This window comes from Shewanella loihica PV-4 (assembly GCF_000016065.1).
GTDB classification, from domain to species: Bacteria; Pseudomonadota; Gammaproteobacteria; order Enterobacterales; family Shewanellaceae; genus Shewanella; species Shewanella loihica.
The window spans coordinates 1,887,725-1,908,523 of sequence record NC_009092.1 but is presented as its reverse complement, the minus strand read 5'-3'; the positions used below and the strand labels follow the sequence as shown (position 1 = coordinate 1,908,523).

The 20,799-nt window shown below is 51.9% G+C and carries 13 protein-coding genes; 5 read left to right on the top strand and 8 right to left on the bottom strand.

Annotated elements, in window-relative coordinates; genetic code table 11:
* Positions 1-69: 69 nt before the first annotated feature.
* From sucD to sdhC, 8 genes are all read right to left on the bottom strand, one after another.
* On the bottom strand, positions 70-942 hold the full coding sequence (sucD, locus tag SHEW_RS08590) for a succinate--CoA ligase subunit alpha (protein ID WP_011865457.1): 873 nt from the start codon (positions 940-942) through the stop codon (positions 70-72).
* A complete protein-coding gene (sucC, locus tag SHEW_RS08585) occupies positions 942-2,108 on the bottom strand; it encodes an ADP-forming succinate--CoA ligase subunit beta (protein WP_011865456.1) in 1,167 nt (388 codons plus the stop codon). Before sucC ends, sucD begins: the two co-directional genes overlap by 1 nt.
* A gap of 103 nt (positions 2,109-2,211) precedes the next feature.
* Positions 2,212-3,402 (bottom strand): 2-oxoglutarate dehydrogenase complex dihydrolipoyllysine-residue succinyltransferase, encoded by a 1,191-nt coding sequence (gene odhB, locus SHEW_RS08580; protein WP_011865455.1) that lies wholly within the window; start codon positions 3,400-3,402, stop codon positions 2,212-2,214.
* 32 nt (positions 3,403-3,434) lie between these two features.
* Complete coding sequence (gene sucA, locus SHEW_RS08575) at positions 3,435-6,257, bottom strand: 2-oxoglutarate dehydrogenase E1 component (protein ID WP_011865454.1); 2,823 nt, start codon at positions 6,255-6,257, stop codon at positions 3,435-3,437.
* A 215-nt stretch (positions 6,258-6,472) separates the two neighbouring features.
* Positions 6,473-7,180, bottom strand: a complete 708-nt coding sequence (locus SHEW_RS08570) for a succinate dehydrogenase iron-sulfur subunit (RefSeq protein ID WP_011865453.1) — start codon at positions 7,178-7,180, stop codon at positions 6,473-6,475.
* A gap of 10 nt (positions 7,181-7,190) precedes the next feature.
* The gene (gene sdhA, locus SHEW_RS08565; RefSeq protein WP_011865452.1) at positions 7,191-8,957 is read right to left on the bottom strand and encodes a succinate dehydrogenase flavoprotein subunit; all 1,767 of its coding nucleotides are present in this window, start codon (positions 8,955-8,957) and stop codon (positions 7,191-7,193) included.
* Positions 8,958-9,305 carry a succinate dehydrogenase, hydrophobic membrane anchor protein gene (gene sdhD / locus SHEW_RS08560; protein ID WP_011865451.1) on the bottom strand — a complete coding sequence of 116 codons (348 nt, stop codon included), beginning with the start codon at positions 9,303-9,305 and terminating at the stop codon, positions 8,958-8,960. It lies immediately after the preceding gene.
* Positions 9,299-9,694: a succinate dehydrogenase cytochrome b556 subunit gene (gene sdhC / locus SHEW_RS08555; RefSeq protein ID WP_011865450.1), complete on the bottom strand. Its 396-nt coding sequence runs from the start codon at positions 9,692-9,694 to the stop codon at positions 9,299-9,301. The genes sdhD and sdhC overlap by 7 nt, the downstream gene beginning before the upstream one ends.
* Positions 9,695-10,106: 412 nt before the next feature.
* Here sdhC and SHEW_RS08550 point away from each other — a divergent pair, with 412 nt between their 5' ends.
* The 5 genes from SHEW_RS08550 (at position 10,107) to SHEW_RS08530 (ending at position 20,503) form a co-directional block, all read left to right on the top strand.
* Complete coding sequence (locus SHEW_RS08550; protein WP_011865449.1) at positions 10,107-11,393, top strand: citrate synthase; 1,287 nt, start codon at positions 10,107-10,109, stop codon at positions 11,391-11,393.
* A 748-nt stretch (positions 11,394-12,141) separates the two neighbouring features.
* Positions 12,142-13,206 carry an efflux RND transporter periplasmic adaptor subunit gene (locus SHEW_RS08545; protein WP_011865448.1) on the top strand — a complete coding sequence of 355 codons (1,065 nt, stop codon included), beginning with the start codon at positions 12,142-12,144 and terminating at the stop codon, positions 13,204-13,206.
* 14 nt (positions 13,207-13,220) lie between these two features.
* On the top strand, positions 13,221-16,469 hold the full coding sequence (locus tag SHEW_RS08540) for an efflux RND transporter permease subunit (protein WP_011865447.1): 3,249 nt from the start codon (positions 13,221-13,223) through the stop codon (positions 16,467-16,469).
* Positions 16,466-19,513, top strand: coding sequence for an efflux RND transporter permease subunit (locus tag SHEW_RS08535; RefSeq protein WP_011865446.1), 3,048 nt, complete (start codon positions 16,466-16,468; stop codon positions 19,511-19,513). The genes SHEW_RS08540 and SHEW_RS08535 overlap by 4 nt, the downstream gene beginning before the upstream one ends.
* Before the next feature lie 111 nt (positions 19,514-19,624).
* Entirely contained in the window at positions 19,625-20,503 is an 879-nt protein-coding gene (locus SHEW_RS08530; protein WP_011865445.1) for an MBL fold metallo-hydrolase, read from the top strand.
* Positions 20,504-20,799: the final 296 nt, after the last annotated feature.

The window sequence follows — 20,799 nt, the reverse complement described above, 5'->3', positions numbered from 1 at the left end:
AATTTGATAGGTAATAAAAAAGGCGCCCAAGGCGCCTTTTTTGTTTCATGCTACAGACTTAGGTGGATATTACCAGCCAGTCTTAGCACGCAGTGCACTGCCGATGTCGGCAAGTGAACGTACGGTAGTCACGCCTGCCGCTTCTAGTGCAGCAAACTTGTCTTCAGCCGTACCTTTACCGCCAGCGATGATCGCGCCAGCGTGGCCCATACGCTTACCAGCAGGTGCAGTAACACCGGCAATGTAAGAGACAACAGGCTTAGTCACGTTAGCCTTGATGTAAGCAGCAGCTTCTTCTTCAGCAGTACCACCGATCTCGCCGATCATAACGATAGCTTCGGTCTGTGGATCGTTTTGGAACATTTCCAATACGTCGATGAAGTTAGTACCTGGGATTGGGTCACCACCGATACCAACACAAGTTGATTGGCCGAAACCTTCGTCAGTCGTTTGCTTAACCGCTTCATAGGTCAGGGTACCAGAGCGAGACACGATGCCCACTTTACCTGGCTTGTGGATGTGACCTGGCATGATACCGATCTTACATTCGCCCGGAGTGATAACACCTGGGCAGTTTGGACCGATCATGCGAACGCCAGTCTCTTCCAGCTTAACCTTAACTTCCAGCATATCCAGAGTAGGAATACCTTCAGTAATACAAACGATTAGCTCGATGCCGCCGTCGATAGCTTCCAGGATAGCGTCTTTACAGAAAGGCGCTGGTACATAGATAACGGTAGCAGTCGCACCGGTTTCAGCCACAGCATCTTTTACTGTGTTGAATACTGGCAGACCCAAGTGAACCTGACCGCCCTTGCCTGGCGAAACACCGCCAACCATTTGCGTACCGTAAGCGATCGCTTGCTCAGAGTGGAAAGTACCTTGACCGCCAGTGAAACCCTGACAGATAACCTTGGTATCTTTGTTAATTAATACAGACATTATTTGCCCTCCGCAGCAGCAACAACTTTAACAGCAGCGTCGGTTAGCGACTCGGCTGCAATAATGTCAAGACCAGAGTTAGCCAATACTTCGCGACCTAGATCTGCGTTAGTACCTTCTAGACGAACAACCACTGGCACTTCAACACCCACTTCTTTAACGGCACCAATGATACCTTCTGCGATCATGTCACAACGTACGATACCACCGAAGATGTTAACCAGAACCGCTTTCACGTTAGCGTCAGACAAGATGATCTTGAATGCTTCAGCAACACGCTCTTTAGTCGCGCCGCCACCAACGTCCAGGAAGTTAGCTGGCTTGCCACCGTGCAGGTTAACGATGTCCATAGTACCCATTGCTAGGCCGGCACCGTTTACCATGCAGCCTACGTTACCGTCTAGGGCAACATAGTTCAGCTCGAATTTCGCCGCGTGAGCTTCACGAGCGTCATCCTGTGATGGATCGTGCATGTCACGGATCTTTGGTTGACGGAACAGTGCGTTGCCATCGATACCAATCTTACCGTCTAGACAGTGGATGTTGCCTTCGGTGGTGATAACCAGAGGGTTGATCTCAAGCAGTGCGAAGTCGTGATCGGTGAACATAGTCGCCAGACCCATGAAGACTTTAGTGAACTGCTTCATCTGAGTTGGGTTCAGACCCAACTTGAAGCCAAGATCGCGTGCCTGGTAAGGCTGAGGACCTGTCAAAGGATCGATAATCGCCTTGTGGATCAGCTCAGGTGTCTCTTCGGCAACTGTTTCAATCTCAACGCCACCTTCGGTAGACGCCATGAAGACAACGCGACGGGTCGCACGGTCAACAACGGCACCTAGGTACAGCTCGTTTGCGATATCAGTGCAGCTTTCGACTAGGATCTTAGCAACTGGCTGACCTTTTTCGTCAGTCTGATAAGTTACTAGGTTCTTACCTAACCAATGCTCAGCAAATGCTCTGATCTCTTCTTTATCGCCGGTAACTTTAACGCCACCTGCTTTACCACGGCCGCCTGCGTGTACTTGACACTTAACAACCCACATATCTCCGCCAATATGGCCAGCCGCTTCTACCGCCTCTTGAGGGGTATCACAAGCATAACCTTCTGACACTGGTAAACCATATTCGGCAAATAGGGCTTTTGCCTGATACTCATGCAAATTCATGATGATCTATCCGTATACTTCTAATCTAATCCAACCGGCTCAATAGAGCCGGTAGCGAGGGGTGATGCCTACCGTTGCCGACAGGCATCGAAACAACATCGTCTTACAGGTCTAATAGTAGACGAGTTGGGTCTTCCAGGAAGTCCTTAATGGCAACCAGGAAGCCAACAGACTCACGACCATCGATGATACGGTGGTCATAAGAGAGTGCTAGGTACATCATAGGTAGAATTTCTACCTGACCATTAACCGCCATTGGACGATCTTTGATGGCATGCATGCCCAAGATAGCGCTTTGTGGCAGGTTAAGGATTGGGGTAGACATTAGCGAGCCAAATACGCCGCCGTTAGTCACGGTGAAGTTACCGCCGGTCATGTCGTCAACAGTCAGCTTACCGTCGCGGCCCTTAATAGCCAGGTCACGAACGTTACGCTCGATGTCGGCCAGGCTCATGGTGTCTGTGTCACGCAGTACTGGTGTTACCAGGCCACGAGGCGTAGAAACCGCGATGCTCACGTCGAAGTAGTTGTGGTAAACGATATCATCACCGTCGATAGAGGCGTTCACTTCTGGGAAACGCTTCAGGGCTTCGGTCACGGCTTTCACGTAGAAAGACATGAAACCAAGACGGATGCCGTGCTTCTTCTCGAACAGCTCTTGATACTGCTTACGAATGTTCATGATAGGCTTCATGTTCACTTCGTTGAAAGTGGTCAGCATAGCGGTTGAGTTCTTTGCTTCCAGCAGACGGTTAGCGATAGTCTTACGTAGACGCGTCATAGGTACGCGCTTCTGGCTACGCTCACCTAGCGGCGCAACAACGGCTGGCGCCGCTGCTTTAGCAGCAGGCGCTGACTTGATGAAGGCTTCCACATCTTCTTTAGTGATACGACCGCCAACGCCAGTGCCCTTGATCTTAGCGGCATCCAGGTTGTGCTCGGCAATCAGACGACGTACAGATGGGCTCAGGGCATCGTTAGACTCTTCGCTAGTAGCTTCCGCTTGCGGTGCTGCCGCTTCGGCTTGCTCTTTAGAGACTTCCTGACCGGCAACCGCACCAGCAACAAACTTAGCGATGACGGCTTCGGCCAACACTGTGTCGCCCTCTTCCGCCAGGAACTCAACGATTGAACCATCTTCCGGCGCAACCACTTCTAGAACCACCTTGTCGGTTTCGATATCGACCAGGTTTTGATCACGAGACACTTGCTCGCCAGCTTTAACATGCCATGTGGCGATGGTTGCATCAGCAACTGATTCTGGCAGTACGGGTACCTTAATTTCGATACTCATGGAAAGCTATCCTTTTTATAAATTGTCTATTACTACAGTTTTAATGCGCTATTGATTAAAGATTCTTGCTGCTGGGTGTGCAGGGCCGGATAACCACATGCTGGCGCGGCCGAGGCTTCACGACCCGCATAGGTTAATTGAGCTCCGGCAGGAATGGCGGCCCAGAAGTGGTGCTGGCTGCAATACCAAGCGCCCTGGTTCTGAGGTTCTTCCTGACACCAAACGAAATCTTTAACGTGCTGATACTGGGCGAGGATCTGTGCCATATCTTCGTGTGGGAACGGGTACAGTTGTTCTACACGGATCAGAGCAACGTTGTCCAGGTTCTCTTTACGACGCTTCTCGAGCAGTTCGAAGTAAACCTTACCGCTACAGAAGACCACGCGATCGACCTTGCTGCTATCGAGCTCGTCAATCTCGGCTATCACATTCTGGAAGGTGCCTTCGGCCAGCTCTTCCAGGCTAGACACCGCCAGCGGATGACGCAGCAGTGACTTAGGTGACATCACCACCAGAGGACGACGCATAGGACGCACTACCTGACGGCGTAGCATGTGGTAAACCTGTGCCGGTGTCGATGGGACACACACCTGCATGTTGTGGTTAGCACACAGCTGCAGGAAACGCTCCAGACGTGCACTCGAGTGCTCTGGGCCCTGACCTTCGTAGCCATGTGGCAACAGCATGGTCAAACCACACAGACGGCCCCACTTCTGCTCGCCAGAAGAGAGGAACTGATCGATCACTACCTGGGCACAGTTAGCGAAGTCACCGAACTGGGCTTCCCAAATGGTCAGGCCGCCCGGCTCAGCCGTGGCATAACCATATTCGAACGCCAATACTGAGGCTTCAGACAATACCGAGTCAGAGATATCGATAGGGCCTTGCATGTCAGACAGGTGACGCAGCGGCAGATAAGCTGTCGCATCATTTTGGTTGTGCAGCACGGCGTGACGGTGGAAGAAGGTACCACGGCCAGAGTCTTGACCTGTGATACGCACGCGCTTGTTGTCATCCAAAATCGAGGCGTAGGCTAGTGTCTCGGCAAAGCCCCAGTCCAGCAGCTTGTCACCGGCGGCCATGGCCACACGGTCTTTGTAGATCTTAGCAACACGCGACTGTAGCTTGTGGCTCTCTGGCACGTAGCTGATCTTATCAGCCAACGCCTTAACGCGATCTAGCGGCAACTCGGCAGGATAAGCCTCGTCCCACTCGCGGTTAAGATAAGGTGTCCAGTCAACCGTGTGCAGCGTCATTGGACGCCACTCTTTAACTACGCAATCGCCTTTATCTAGCGCGTCGCGGTAGTCGTTGATCATCGCGGTCACATCATCTGCACCTAGGGTCTGCTCTTCGATCAGACGGTCGGCATAGATCTTACGTGGCGTTGGATGTTTCTTGATCTTGGCATACATCAGCGGCTGAGTTGCACTCGGCTCGTCGGCCTCATTGTGGCCGTGACGACGGTAACAGACCAGATCGATCACTACGTCACGCTTAAACTCGTTACGATAATCAACCGCCAGCTGAGCAACGAAGGCAACCGATTCTGGGTCGTCTGCGTTCACGTGGAAGATAGGCGCCTGTACCATCTTGGCGATATCGGTACAGTACTCGGTTGAACGGGTATCTTCAGTCAGGTTGGTAGTAAAGCCCACCTGGTTGTTGACCACAATACGGATACTGCCGCCCACCTTGAAGGCTCGGGTCTGAGACATGTTGAATGTCTCTTGTACTATGCCCTGACCTGCGATGGCGCTGTCACCATGAACAGTAATAGGCATCACCTGAAGACCCGTCTTACAACCGCGGCGGTCCAGACGTGCTCTTACCGAGCCCATGACCACAGGGTTAACGATCTCAAGGTGCGACGGGTTAAACGCCAGTGCCAGGTGCACGTTGCCGCCCGGTGTTTCGAAATCTGATGAGAAACCTTGGTGATACTTAACGTCACCCGAACCGTTGAGCTCATCGCTGTGCTTACCGGCGAACTCGTCGAAGAGTTCTGATGGCTTCTTACCTAAGATGTTAACCAGCAGGTTTAGACGACCACGGTGAGCCATGCCCACGACGATCTCTTTAGTACCCGCTTCACCGCCACGGTAGATGATTTCACGCATCATAGGGACGAGCGCGTCACCACCTTCCAGTGAGAAACGTTTTGCGCCGGGGAACTTGGCGCCGAGATATTTCTCCATACCTTCGGCGGCGTTCAGGCCCTCGAGGATACGTGTCTTGGTGTTTTTATCGTAATTCGCTCTACCTAATGACGGCTCCAAGCGTTGTTGGATCCAACGCTTCTCATCGGTATCTGTGATGTGCATGTATTCCGCGCCGATAGCAGCACAATAGGTTGCTTTCAGTGCTTTAACCAGATCACCCAGCTTCATGGTGTCGCCACCGTGAGCAAATGAACCAGTGTTGAATTCACGCTCCATATCTTCGCCGGTTAAGCCGTGGAAGGCCGGGTCCAATTCAGAGACGGTATCGCGCTTCCATAGCCCGAGGGGATCCAGATTCGCATTCTGGTGGCCGCGGAAACGGTAGGCGTTGATCAACTGAAGAACTTTAACCTGTTTGGCATCGACTTCTGGATCTGTCACACGAGCAGCGCTCTTGTGACGACCGTCTAGCGCCAAACTACGGAAATATTCACGTACTTTAGAGTGGGCAGCTTCGGGCACATCTGCTGTTGCACCGTTGGCATATGGGAGGTTATCAAACACCGCTCGCCAGTCTTCTGATACTGACTGAGGGTCCTCTTGATAGGCTTCATACATCTCTTCTACATAGGTCGAATTAGCCCCGTTTAAATGAGACGATTCGAGCCAGGCTTTCATGATGCCTTGGTGCATTTCTATTCCTTTCAAACTTTATACACGTGTTTTTAGCCAAAGTATTGAAAATGCAATCCAGTCAAATGTACTGCAATTGCAAAATATCTGCCGCCCCTAGAGTCCAGATTTCACGGCATGTGTAGTTCCATTACATAAAAGAGCCACTTCTCACATAGAAGAAGTGACTCTCATAAGAGCTATATAATTATTAAAATCAGCTCAGTGTGTTGCATTTAGACAGCTCGCTTAAGCAGCATAGACTTGATGTGTCCAATTGCTTTAGTCGGGTTGAGTCCTTTAGGACAAACGTCAACACAGTTCATGATGCCATGGCAACGGAATACGCTGTAAGCATCGTCGAGCTCAGACAGACGCTCTTCGGTGGCGGTATCGCGGCTATCGATAAGGAAACGATAGGCATGCAACAGGCCGCTTGGACCGATGAACTTGTCTGGGTTCCACCAGAATGATGGACAAGCCGTTGAACAACACGCACACATGATACACTCATACAGACCGTCCAGGTGCGCACGCTCTTCTGGCGATTGCAGATGTTCACGGGCCGGTGTCTTGTCGTCGTTGATCAGGTAAGGCTTGATCTTCTCGTACTGCTTGTAGAACTGAGTCAGGTCAACAATCAGGTCACGAACCACAGGCATACCCGGTAGTGGACGTATCTCCAGCTTCTTACCCTTGAAGGTAGAAATTGGTGTGATACAGGCCAGACCGTTCTTACCGTTCATGTTTACCCCATCACTACCACAAACACCTTCACGGCATGAGCGACGGAACGCCAGCGTTGGGTCTTGTACCTTCAGCTGCATCAGGACATCCAGCACCATCATATCGGTACCGTCAGCCACTTCTAGCGTGTAATCCTTCATGTAAGGCTTAGTGTCTACTTCAGGATTATAGCGATAAATAGCAATCTTCAAATTCATCTTATCTTCCTTAGTAGGTACGCTTAATCGGCGGGAAGGCTTCACGAAGCTTAGGCTCCATGTTTACCGCACGCTTGGTCATCTGTTCGGTCTGAGGATCGAACAAGCTGTGACACAACCAGTTCTCATCATCACGCTCGAGGAAGTCTTCACGTGAATGCGCACCACGACTCTCTTGACGGAAGTTCGCCGCATAAGCAGTCGCAATTGCTGTCGCCATCAGGTTATCTAGCTCTAGACACTCGATACGCTGAGTGTTGAACTCTCTTGAGTTGTCAGACAGCTTGGCATTAGCCAGACGCTCACGAATCGCCTTAAGCTCTTCAAGACCTTCTGCCATTGCCTCGCCGGTACGGAATACCGAGAAGTTAAGCTGCATACAAAGCTGAAGATCTTTACGGATCTGCGCAGGATCTTCACCGTCTTTGTTGCTTTCCCAACGATTTAGACGCTCAAGCGACTTAGCAATCTCATCGGCGCTCGCTTCTTTAGGATCGGCAGTCTCATCCAGCGCCTTACCCAGGTGCTGACCCGCTGCGCGGCCAAAGACCACGAGGTCGAGTAGTGAGTTACCACCCAGGCGGTTCGCACCGTGTACCGATACACAGGCAATCTCACCCACGGCAAACAGACCAACGACATCGCTTTCGCTGCCATCTTCATTCTTACGGATCACCTGACCGCTCACCTTAGCAGGCAGACCACCCATCATGTAGTGACAGGTTGGCAGTACAGGGATTGGGCCATCGGCTGGATCGATATGCGCGAAGGTACGAGACAGTTCACAAACGCCTGGTAGGCGTGCTTCAAGCGTCTCTTTACCTAAGTGATCGAGTTTCAGTAGACAGTGAGGACCTAGTGGACCGTCGAGGCCACGACCTTCACGGATCTCAGTCATCATAGAACGTGCTACCACGTCACGAGAGGCCAGGTCTTTCGCGTTTGGCGCATAACGCTCCATGAAGCGCTCGCCGTCTTTGTTCAGCAGGTATCCGCCTTCACCACGACAACCTTCGGTTACCAGTACACCCGCGCCGGCGATACCGGTTGGGTGGAACTGCCACATCTCCATGTCTTGCATCTGCACGCCAGCGCGCATTGCCATGCCGACACCGTCACCGGTGTTGATGTGAGCGTTAGTAGTAGAGGCGTAGATACGACCCGCACCACCGGTAGCCAGAATGGTGGCCTTAGACTTGAAGTAAACGATTTCGCCGGTTTCGATTTCGATTGCAGTACAACCTACGATGGCACCGTCTTCGTTCTTCACCAGATCCAGTGCATACCACTCAGAGAAGACTTCAGTCTTATGCTTAACGTTCTGTTGGTATAGACAGTGCAACAGGGCGTGACCGGTACGGTCTGCCGCCGCAGCGGTACGTGCCGCCTGCTCGCCACCGAAGTTCTTCGATTGGCCGCCGAAAGGACGCTGATAGATCTTACCGTTATCGAAACGAGAGAATGGCAAACCCATGTGCTCAAGTTCGATAATGGCTTCTGGACCGGTTTGACACATAAATTCGATCGCGTCTTGATCACCGATGAAGTCGGAACCCTTAACGGTATCGTACATGTGCTGTTCCCAATGGTCTTCATGGGCGTTACCTAGGGCAACGGTAATACCACCCTGGGCAGAAACGGTATGAGAACGCGTTGGGAATACTTTAGATAACAGCGCGCAGCTCTTACCTTCTTTAGAAATCTGTAGTGCAGCTCGCATACCCGCGCCACCGGCGCCAATTACGACTGCATCAAACTCACGTACTGGAATACTCACTTAAACACCCCACACAATAACAATGCCAGCAGCCAGGTAAGAAAGCGCTGCTACGACGAAGACGAATTGGAGTACGCCACGGACGGCTACCGGCTTAACATAGTCGGTGAGCACCTGCCAGATACCGATCCAGGCGTGAACCAGGATGGCGACCAGGGCAAGAAGCGTAAACACTTTCATCGGCAAAGCACTGAACAAACCGTGCCATACGTCATAAGTGAGAGGCGCACTAGCGGCGATGAATCCTACTAAGAAAATGGTGTAACAAGTAAGGATCACGGCACTAGCACGAAGAAGAATAAAATCATGAACGCCACTGCGTCCAAGACTCGCTGCATTTGTTACCATACCCAAATCCCCGCAATGATTGACCATGCCGCTGCAATAACGAAGGCGGCTTTCGCTGAAGCGTTACCCGATTCCAACTCTTCCCAACGACCGGTATCCATGATCAGGTGGCGTAGGCCAACAATCAGGTGATAACCAAGCGCGGTCAGAATTCCCCAGACAACAAACTTAACGATAAAGGTATCAAATAGAGATTGAATGCCTGCGAAACTCTCAGCAGATGCGAGTGACTCACTCAACAACCAGATAAGAATGCCGACGGCAAACAGCATGATGACACCGGAGACACGGTGTAGGATTGACGCAATCGCTGTTGCAGGAAAGCGAATGGTCTGCAGATCTAGATGGACAGGTCTTTGCTTTTTCACGTTCTGCTCACTCTGCTCCATTGAGCATTATTTTTGTTATTGAACCTCTTTCGAACGAAATTTGACCAGCAAGCAAACTTACCACCTCCTCTCGCCTCAAAAGGAAAGTTGAAACAAACAGTTAACTAATTCAAAAATCACTAAATAAGTATGTAAATAATGGTCTACGAATTGGTTTGTTTGTAGCTCTTTCGAGCCGAAGCAAGTATACGCCCCACAAATGTCAAATACAAACATCACATTATGCAAATTTTGTTTTTTTGGTAAAAAAATCTGCCAAGTTGCTGTATTGACGGGCACTTACGTCAAATTAAGACCATGGTCTAACGAATTTAAACACTTATTTAAATTGAAATGTGATCTAGATTCACTGTAAAGTATTGGCGTTTGACAAAGCCGCACTCACATAAGAATGAAGTAAGGAGAACGGGGTATGGCTGATAATATAGCCAAATTGGAACTACCAGGGAACGATTCGATTGACCTGCCTATTAAGAAAGGAACGGCGGGATTTGATGTTATCGACATCAGCAAACTCGGTAGCAAAGGTCATTTTACATTTGACCCAGGATTCCTAGCGACAGCATCCTGCGAATCAGCTATCACTTACATTGATGGCGCCCAAGGTATACTTTTACACCGTGGTTACGCGATCGACGAACTTGCCGTCGACTCAGACTATTTAGATCTTTGTTATCTACTGCTTTACGGTGAGTTACCTAACAAGGCTCAATACGACAAATTCGTTTACACGGTTAAGACCCACACTATGGTTAACGAGCAACTGGCTTCGTTCTTCCGTGGTTTCCGCCGTGACGCACACCCGATGGCCATGCTATGTGGCGTAACCGGTGCATTGTCTGCATTCTACCAAGACTCTCTCGATGTCAACGACGAACACCACCGCGAAATTGCGGCGTTCCGTTTAGTCTCTAAGATGCCGACTATCGCCGCTATGTGTTACAAGTATTCAATTGGTCAGCCATTTGTTTACCCACGTAACGACCTAAGCTATGCGGGCAACTTCCTAAGCATGATGTTTGCCGTTCCTTGTGAAGAGTACAAGGTTAACCCAATCATCGAACGCGCTATGGACCGTATCTTTATCCTGCACGCAGACCATGAGCAAAACGCCTCTACCTCTACCGTGCGTCTAGCCGGTTCATCGGGTGCTAACCCATTTGCGTGTATTGCAGCGGGTATCGCCTCACTATGGGGCCCTGCACATGGCGGCGCGAACGAAGCGTGTCTGAACATGCTAGAAGAGATCGGCACAGTCGATCGCATTCCTGAGTTCATCGCTCGTGCGAAGGACAAAGAAGATCCATTCCGTCTGATGGGCTTCGGTCACCGCGTTTACAAGAACTTCGACCCTCGCGCCAAGGTTATGCGCGAAACCTGTCACGAAGTCCTTGCTGAGCTTAAGGTCGATGATCCGCTGCTCGACGTGGCGATGGAACTTGAGCGTATCGCATTGGAAGATGAGTACTTCGTATCGAAGAAACTCTATCCAAACGTCGATTTCTACTCAGGCATCATCATGAAGGCTATCGGCATTCCAACAAGCATGTTCACCGTACTGTTCGCCCTGGCGCGTACCGTGGGTTGGATTGCACACTGGAAAGAGATGTTGGACCAGCCTGGTCACAAGATCAGCCGTCCACGCCAGCTCTACACAGGCTCACCAGAACGCGACTTCGTCAAACTGGACAAGCGTTAATCGCAGCCTAGTCTTAAAAAGCACCCTATGGGGTGCTTTTTTTATGCCTCTCTTCTAATAGCTTTGCTTTAATCACTCTTTTTTATCTCTCTTCTTTAATCGCTCTTCTTTAATCGCTCTTTTCTAATAGCTCTTCTTTAATAGCTCTTATGGTCGCACTCTTTTAACGCCTCAGTCTTAGGCAAGGCTTTATGCCTGAGCTTTTATATGAGCCTTTTACATGCGCCTTTTATATGCACCTTTTACATGAGTAGTTATAGACGAACTTTTATATCTGGATGTTTATATCTGAGGCTTCACCGCAATGGGTTTAAGATTTAAAGCGATTGACTCCCTTTACCTTGTACACTTTTCCTCTTTAAGCCCTTTTCTTTCTGCCCTTTTCTTTCTGCCCTTTTCTTTCTGCCCTTTCCTTTTTGCCCTTCCCGCTCAGTCCTTTTTCTCTTAGCCCTTCACATCTGAGCCCTTTGCCATTAAGTAATCAACCTGACATCTAGCCAGCTTAAGCTCCCCCATGCAGCAGAGATACATTTTGTATCAAATCCAATTTGCACTGACCTTGGCAATGGGTCTTAACTGTTAATTAGTCAAAAGCATCACATGTTAAACATTTTCGCTACAAACCAGTTAACAAACTCACCGTGCCCCAACTGATTTTAGCGTAAGCAACTGATAAATAATCGTTTAACATTTTGGCACACCTTGTGCTTACTAAGGCTAATTGGATAAATAACATAGGTATCTTCACATGGAATCTTTTTCAAAGTTTAAGTTGGCACTTCCCCTACTATTTGTTGCCGTACTCAGTGCATGTGGTAATGAGGAAACAAAGAAAGAAGAAGAAAAGTACGCCGTTCCCGTTGAAACGACGACTGTCATACAAGGTGATGTCTCCTCTTTTTATAGCACTACCGCAACCCTGGAAGCCCCTCAGGAAGCCGACGTTGTTAGCCGCATCGCTGGTCTTATCGAATCCATTAAAGTCGAAGAAGGGGATCGCGTCTCCAAGGGGCAATTGCTAGCAGTAATCGATGCTAAGCGCCAGCGCTACGATCTGGCCCGCTCACAGGCCGAAGTGGAAATCATCGAGCAGGAGCTCAACCGTTTGAAGAAGATGAGCAATAAAGAGTTCATCAGCGCCGATTCCATGGCCAAACTCGAATACAACCTACAGGCCGCCATCGCCAAGCGCGATTTAGCCGCCCTACAGGTACAAGAAAGCATGGTTCGCTCCCCTATCGATGGCGTGGTGGCCAAGCGTTATGTGAAAGCTGGTAACATGGCCAAAGAGTTTGAGCAGCTTTTCTATGTGGTTAATCAAGACGAGCTGTACGGCATAGTGCACTTGCCAGAGGCTCAGCTACAGAGCCTGCGTCTAGGCCAGGAGGCCGAGCTGTACGCCAACAAGCACACCAAGGATACCATTCATGCCAAGGTGCTGCGTATAAGCCCCATCGTCGATCCCCAAAGCGGTACCTTTAAGGTCACCCTTTCGGTGCCTAACCAAAATGCCCAGCTTAAGGCGGGGATGTTTACCCGAGTTGAGCTGAGATACGACACCCACAGCAATGTAATAACCGTTCCCTATAACGCCGTGGTCAATCAGGACAATCAATACGCCCTGTATGTCGTTCAAGGTGACAATGCCCTGCGCCGCGAAGTTGCCCTGGGTTATCGCGAGGCCGATACCGTAGAGGTGGTCTCAGGGCTAGAACCCGGTGAGCAAATAGTGATCCGCGGACAACAAAACCTGAAAGATCAATCCTTAGTTGAAGTGATCAGCCAACTAGACGTTGCTCGCGCACAACAATAACGGGAACTTAGCTTATGTCGATAATAAATACTTCCGTTAAACGGCCGGTATCCGTGTGGATGTTTATGCTGGCGGTGATCCTCTTTGGCATGGTGGGTTTCTCTCGCCTGGCGGTGAAACTCCTGCCGGATCTCAGCTACCCGACCATCACCATACGCACCCAATATGAAGGCGCCGCGCCGGTCGAGGTGGAGCAGCTTGTCTCTAAGCCTATCGAAGAGGCCGCCGGTATCGTTAAGGGGCTGCGTAAGATAAGCTCCATCTCCCGCTCTGGCATGTCAGATGTGGTGCTCGAATTCGAATGGGGCACAGATATGGATATGGCGAGCCTGGAGGTGAGGGAAAAGCTAGACACCATAGAGCTGCCCCTGGATGTGAAGAAACCGCTGTTGCTGCGCTTTAACCCCAATCTAGATCCTATCGTGCGTCTGGCCCTCTCACTGCCCGACGCCGATGCGCAATCGCTTAAGCAGATGCGCACCTTTGCCGAGGAGGAGCTCAAGCGTCAGCTGGAATCCCTCAGCGGCGTCGCGGCCGTCAGACTCTCCGGCGGCCTCGAGCAAGAGGTGCATATTCAGCTCAATCAGGAGAAGCTGACTCAGTTAAATCTGAACGCCGATAAGATCCGCGAGCGTATCGCCGCCGAAAACATCAACCTCTCTGCCGGTAAGGTGGTACAGGGCGAGAAAGAATATCTGGTGCGAACCCTCAATCAGTTCAACTCCTTGGATGAGCTGGGTCAGATCATCGTCTATCGCGACAACCAGACCCTGGTGCGTCTGTTCGAGGTGGCCGACATCATCGACAGCCATAAGGAACGCAACGACATCACCCGCATCGGCTCGGCCGAGTCTATCGAGCTGGCCATTTATAAGGAAGGCGATGCCAACACGGTTGCCGTGGCCCGTAAAGTCACCGCTAAACTTAACGACCTCAAGAAGCTAAACGAGAAGGCTGAGCTTAAGGTTATCTACGATCAATCCGAGTTTATCGAGAGCGCAGTCAGCGAGGTCACCTCGGCGGCGCTGATCGGTAGCTTACTCTCCATGCTGGTGATCTACCTGTTCCTCAGGGACATAGTGCCTACCCTGATCATCTCCATCTCGATTCCGTTTTCGGTGATCGCCACCTTTAACATGATGTATTTTGCCGACATCAGCCTCAACATCATGTCGCTTGGCGGTATCGCCCTGGCGGTGGGGCTCCTGGTGGACAATGCCATCGTGGTATTGGAAAACATCGACCGCTGTCGCAAGCTGGGGATGAATAAGCTCGACGCCGCCGTGACTGGCACCAAAGAGGTGGCCGGCGCTATCTTCGCCTCTACCATGACCACCCTGGCGGTATTCGTGCCGCTGGTGTTTGTCGATGGCGTCGCCGGTGCCCTGTTCTCGGATCAGGCGCTGACAGTCACCTTCGCCCTGTTGGCCTCGCTGTTGGTCGCGCTGACCACCATCCCTATGCTGGCATCGCGCGAAGGCTTCAAGGCCCTGCCGCACCTGGTGCAGAAACGTGAGAAGCCTGTGCTCGACACTAAACTGGCCAAGGTGAAGCATTACGGTGCCACCGTCTGCTCCTTCCCCTTCGTGCTACTGTTTAGCTATCTGCCGTCACTGCTACTGACCCTAGCCTTGATGCTGAGCCGTGCGTTTTCATGGCTTGCGGGCCTTATCATGCGCCCCATCAGTCTGGCATTTAACTGGTTCTATCACCTGCTCGAAGGTGTCTATCACAAGCTGCTGCGTCAGGCGCTTAAGTTTACCTGGGTGACACTGGCTATCGCCCTTACCCTCACCTTAGGCACCATGAGCCTTATACCAAGACTCGGCATGGAGCTGATCCCGCCGATGAATCAGGGCGAGTTCTATGTAGAAGTCCTGCTGCCGCCGGGCACAGAAGTCAGTGAGACAGACAGAGTGTTACAAAAGCTGGCCTTGTCTATCAAAGACAGGGAAGATGTAAAACATGCCTACAGCCAAGCCGGTAGCGGCGGTCTGATGACCTCAGACACCTCGCGCGGCGGCGAAAACTGGGGCCGTCTGCAGGTGGTGCTGGCCGATCATCAGGCCTTCGATGCAGTCACCCATGTGCTGCGCACCACAGCCATGCGTATCCCTGAGCTAGAGGCCAAGATCCAACATCCAGAGCTGTTTAGCTTCAAGACCCCGCTTGAGATAGAAGTGATAGGCTATGACTTAACTCAGCTCAAGCAGACCGCCGATAACCTCATCAGCGCGCTGTCTGACTCAGATCGCTTTGCCGACCTCAACACCAGTCTGCGTGATGGTCAGCCAGAGCTGAGCATCCGCTTCGATCATGCTCGTCTCGCCGCTTTGGGTATGGACGCGCCAACCGTCGCTAACCGCATCGCCCAGCGCATCGGTGGCACTGTGGCCAGCCAATACACGGTACGCGACAGAAAGATCGACATCCTGGTGCGCAGCGAACTCGAGGAGCGCGACCAGATAAGCGATATCGATTCGATGATCATCAACCCCAACAGCAATCAGCCTATTCCACTGAGCGCCGTTGCCGATGTCTCCTTGAATCTGGGCCCCTCTGCCATCAACCGTATCAGCCAGCAACGCGTGGCTATCGTGTCAGCTAACCTCGCCTATGGCGATCTTAACGACGCCGTGCTGGAGGCGAGAAGCATCATAGACCAGCAGAATCTGCCTAGCTCGATTCAGGTGCGCTTCGGCGGCCAGAATGAAGAGATGGAGCACTCGTTCCAGTCGCTGCAGATCGCCCTGATCTTGGCCGTCTTCCTGGTGTACCTGGTTATGGCGAGTCAGTTCGAGTCCCTGGTGCATCCGCTGCTTATTCTTATCGCCGTACCTATGGCGGTAGGCGGCAGCATCTTTGGCCTGTTCATTACTCAGACCCACCTGAGTGTGGTAGTCTTCATCGGGCTTATCATGCTGGCGGGTATCGTCGTTAACAACGCCATCGTCCTAGTCGATCGCATCAATCAGCTGCGTCAGCAAGGCATCGAAAAACTCAGCGCCATCGAAGAGGCCGCCAAGTCACGTCTGCGTCCCATCGTCATGACCACTATGACGACGGCTCTGGGTCTGGCGCCAATGGCACTGGGCTTAGGCGATGGCAGCGAGGTACGTGCGCCCATGGCGATCACCGTTATCTTCGGTCTGTCACTGGCCACCCTACTGACACTCGTGGTGATCCCGGCGCTATATGCCCTGTTCGATCGCAAGGCCTTTGACGCGCCGGCCAAAGTGGCTCAAGAGGGAGAATCAGCATGAATATCACCCGATTAGCCCTTGCCAGACCCGTGACCACCAGCATGTTCTTCGTGGCCATACTGCTCTTTGGTCTGGCCTCGAGTCGCCTGTTGCCGCTGGAGATGTTTCCCGGCATCGAGATGCCCCAGGTGTTGATTGAAGTCCCCTACAAGGGCTCTACCCCTGCGGAAGTCGAACGTGAGATCACCAACGTCCTAGAAGAGTCCCTCGCCACCATGGGGGGGATCGAGGAGTTGAGATCCCGCTCGTCGCAAAACGGCGCCGAGATCGAGCTAAGAATGAAGTGGGGCGAGAATGTCTCCACCAAGAGCCTGGAGGCCAGGGAAAAGGTGGATGCGGTGCGCCACCTGCTGCCTAAAGATGTCGAACGCGTCTTTATCCGTCAGTTCTCGACCGCCGACATGCCGGTGCTGACCATACGTATCTCAAGTGAACGAGAGCTCTCTGGCGCCTTCGATCTGCTGGATAAACAGCTGAAGAAGCCGTTAGAGCGAGTCGAAGGAGTCTCTCAGGTGACCCTGTATGGCGTCGAGCAGAAGCAGATAGAGATCAGAATCGATGCCGATAAGCTCAGTGCCACAGGAATAAGCAGTGCCATGCTGCAACAACGACTGGGGCAGGAGAACTTTATCGTCAGCGCGGGGACACTCAGAGCCAACACCCGAGTGTATCAGGTATCGCCAAAGGGAGAGTTTCGCGATCTCGACGATATCGCCGCCCTGGTATTGATCCCGGGCGTCACCTTGGGCGATGTGGCGACCATTCGCTACGCCCTGCCCGAGCGCCTCGATGGTCGTCATCTGGATCAGAAATATGCGGTCGGTCTCGACGTGTTCAAAGAATCCGGCGCCAACCTGGTGGACGTGTCTGAGCGCGTACTCAAGGTGATTGAGGCGGCTAAACAGGACCAGCAGTTCAACGGTATCAAGCTATTTATCATGGAAGATCAGGCCTACGGGGTGAAATCTTCCCTGTCTGATCTACTTGCCGCCGGCCTGATAGGCGCCCTACTTTCGTTCGCCGTGCTCTATCTCTTCCTGCGCAACCTGAAGATGACACTGGTGGTGGTCTCTTCTGTGCCCATCTCTCTGTGTATGACGCTGGCAGGCATGTATTTCTTGGGTTACAGCCTGAATATTCTCTCTATGATGGGACTATTACTGGCAGTCGGCATGCTGATCGACAACGCCGTGGTGGTCAGTGAAAGCGTGTTGCAGGAGAAGCAGCACCAGGGCACGGCAACCACCTCCCAGGCGGTGCTCACTGGGGTCAACAAGGTTGCCCTGGCGGTGCTGGCCGGCACCCTGACCACAGCCATTGTTTTCTTGCCAAACATCTTCGGCGTCAAGGTAGAGCTGACCATCTTCCTGGAGCATGTGGCCATCGCCATCTGTATCTCGCTGGCGGCCTCGCTCTTGGTCGCTAAGACTTTGATCCCATTGATGTTAACTAAGCTGCATTTCGAGATTGAGACCAATCCCAAGCAGAGCAAGCTCGAGTCTTTCTACGAGCGTAGCCTGGCGTGGATCTTACACAGACCTAAGCGTTCAGGGCTGATTGCCGTGGTGATCCTTGCTTCAACGGCGCTGCCCCTGAGCATGGTGCAGCAGGATCAAAACGACGGTGAAGGCAATAACCGCCTCTACATCAACTACCAGGTAGAGGGGCGTCACAGCCTGGATGTCACCGAAGCGATGATCAACCGCATGGAAGATTACCTCTACGCTAATAAAGAAGCCTTCTATATCGACTCTGTCTACAGCTACTTCTCGGCCGACAGAGGTCAGTCGACCCTGCTGCTACAGGAAGATGCCGACATAGATATCAAGGCACTGAAGCGCAAGATACGTGAAGGCTTCCCTAAGTTCTCCATCGCCAAGCCGCAATTTGGCTGGGGTAACGACAACAACGGCATTCGCGTCACCCTCACGGGACGCTCCACCAGCGAACTGATCACCATCAGTGAACAGGTGGTGCCTATGCTGGCCAAGATAGACGGGCTCATCGATGTGCGCTCAGAGCTTAACAGCACACAGCAAGAAGTGATCATTGAGCTGGACCGCACCATGGCCGCGAGATTGGATCTAAGCCTGAGCGAGCTTGCCCGCAGCGTATCCATGGCCCTTAGGGGTTCGCCGCTGCGCTCATTCAGACACGACCCAAGCGGTGAGCTGCGTATCGAGCTGGCTTACGACAAACAGTGGCGCGAGTCGCTCGAAAGGCTAAAAGAGCTGCCTATCGTGCGTCAGGGTAACCGCGTCTACACCTTACAGAGCCTGGCCGAGATCTCGATTCGTCCGCGATTCGATACTATCCGCCACTATGATCGTCAAACCGCGCTCTCAATCGGTGCCAACCTGGATGAAATGACCACGGAAGAGGCCCAGAAGGCCATCAAACAGGTGATGGATGCGGTGCAATTTCCTGCGGGCTATGGCTATTCGCTGCGAGGCGGTTTCCAACGTCAGGATGAAGATCAGGCCATCATGGCGACCAATATGATCTTGGCCATCGCCATGATCTATATCGTCATGGCCGCTCTGTTCGAATCGCTACTGCTGCCAACGGCTATCATCACCTCGATCCTCTTCTCCATCACAGGGGTGTTCTGGGCGCTGCTGCTGACCGGCACCAGCATGTCCATCATGGCCATGATAGGGATATTGATCTTGATGGGGATTGTGGTGAATAACGGCATAGTCTTGGTTGATCAGATCAACCAGAAAACGCCGGAGCTCGACCGTCTCTCTGCCACCATCAAGGCTGTGTGTATCACCCGTCTGCGCCCGGTACTCATGACTGTGGGCACCACGGTACTAGGCCTGATACCACTGGCCATGGGCGACACCCAGATTGGTGGCGGCGGACCGCCCTATTCACCGATGGCTATCGCCATCATCGGCGGCTTGAGCTTCTCGACGCTGACCAGCCTCTATCTGGTACCGCTCTGCTATCAAGCCCTGTATCGCATGCGCCATCAGGCCGCTATCAAGCTGGGTAACGCCGACAGGTTCACCCGCCGTATCATGCCCTGGGCTCACTAAGGCCGATAGGAAAGGCGCACAAATCAGACAAACTAAAAAAGGCTGCTTCTTGCAGCCTTTTTATTATGCAACTATATAAATTGATTCGATAAGAGAGAAAAAGGTCTTCCAATGAACAACATCTTACGCTTTGCGCTGACAAGCCTGCTCATCGGCAGTTATGGCATCAGCATCAATAGCTTGGCCGACGAAGATAAGTTTGCCAAGGTCGAAATAGCGGCCACCAAACTTTCAGAACATGTCTATATGCTGACCGGCGCCGGCGGCAACATAGGCGTATCTGCGGGAGAAGATGGTCTGCTGATCATCGACGATCAGTTTGCCCCACTGGCGGACAAGATTAGCGCGGCGCTGGCCGACATCCAGGCGGGCAAACCTAAATATATCGTCAACACCCACTACCATGGCGATCATACCGGCGGCAACGGTTTCTTTGGCCAAACCGGCACCATCTTCGCCCATGACAATGTGCTCAAACGCTTGGCCAGTAACCAAGACTTCACTAAACAGGCCTTACCCAGCATCACCTATGATCAGGGGATCAATATCCACTTCAATGGCGACACGCTCTCACTCGTGCACCTGGGCGCAGGCCATACAGATGGTGATAGCGTGATCTTCTGGCGTGATGCTCCTGTGGTGCATATGGGGGATCTCTTCTTTAAAGACAGATTTCCCTATATCGATCTTAAAGGAGGTGGCTCGGTGCTTGGCTATCGCGACAGCGTCGCCACCATCTTGGCCAGGGTCGATGACAACACCAAAATCATTCCGGGACACGGCGAACTTGCCAACAAGCAAGATCTGGTCAAGTTCAAGCAGATGTTAGACACCTCTATCGACTGGATGAACACCCAGCTCAAATCGGGCAAGTCGCTCGATGCCATCAAGCAGCAAGGCTTACCGGACGACTTACAGGGCTGGGGATGGAAATTTATCTCTCAGGAAACCTGGATAGAAACCCTCTATAACGGCCTTAAGAGTCGATAATCATCCCAAATATAGATGCGATTAACAGAGAACGAGTAGCAGCGATAAGGCTATCTAAAAATATATTGACCTATAGAAGAATAAGGCGCGGTTTAAGTACTGCGCCTTTTCCTTCCTAAGCCGTCTTCACCTACTGACCATTTTCAATCTTACTTTCACTTATCGCTAAGGCGAGTGCTCAGCAAAATCCCCCATCAAAACAGAGACAAACTCAAACCAAGCGGAAACACGTTTTTGCCAAAAAAGCACCTTAAAACAGGCACACAGAAGATCTATGACTAAACAGGCCAAAACAC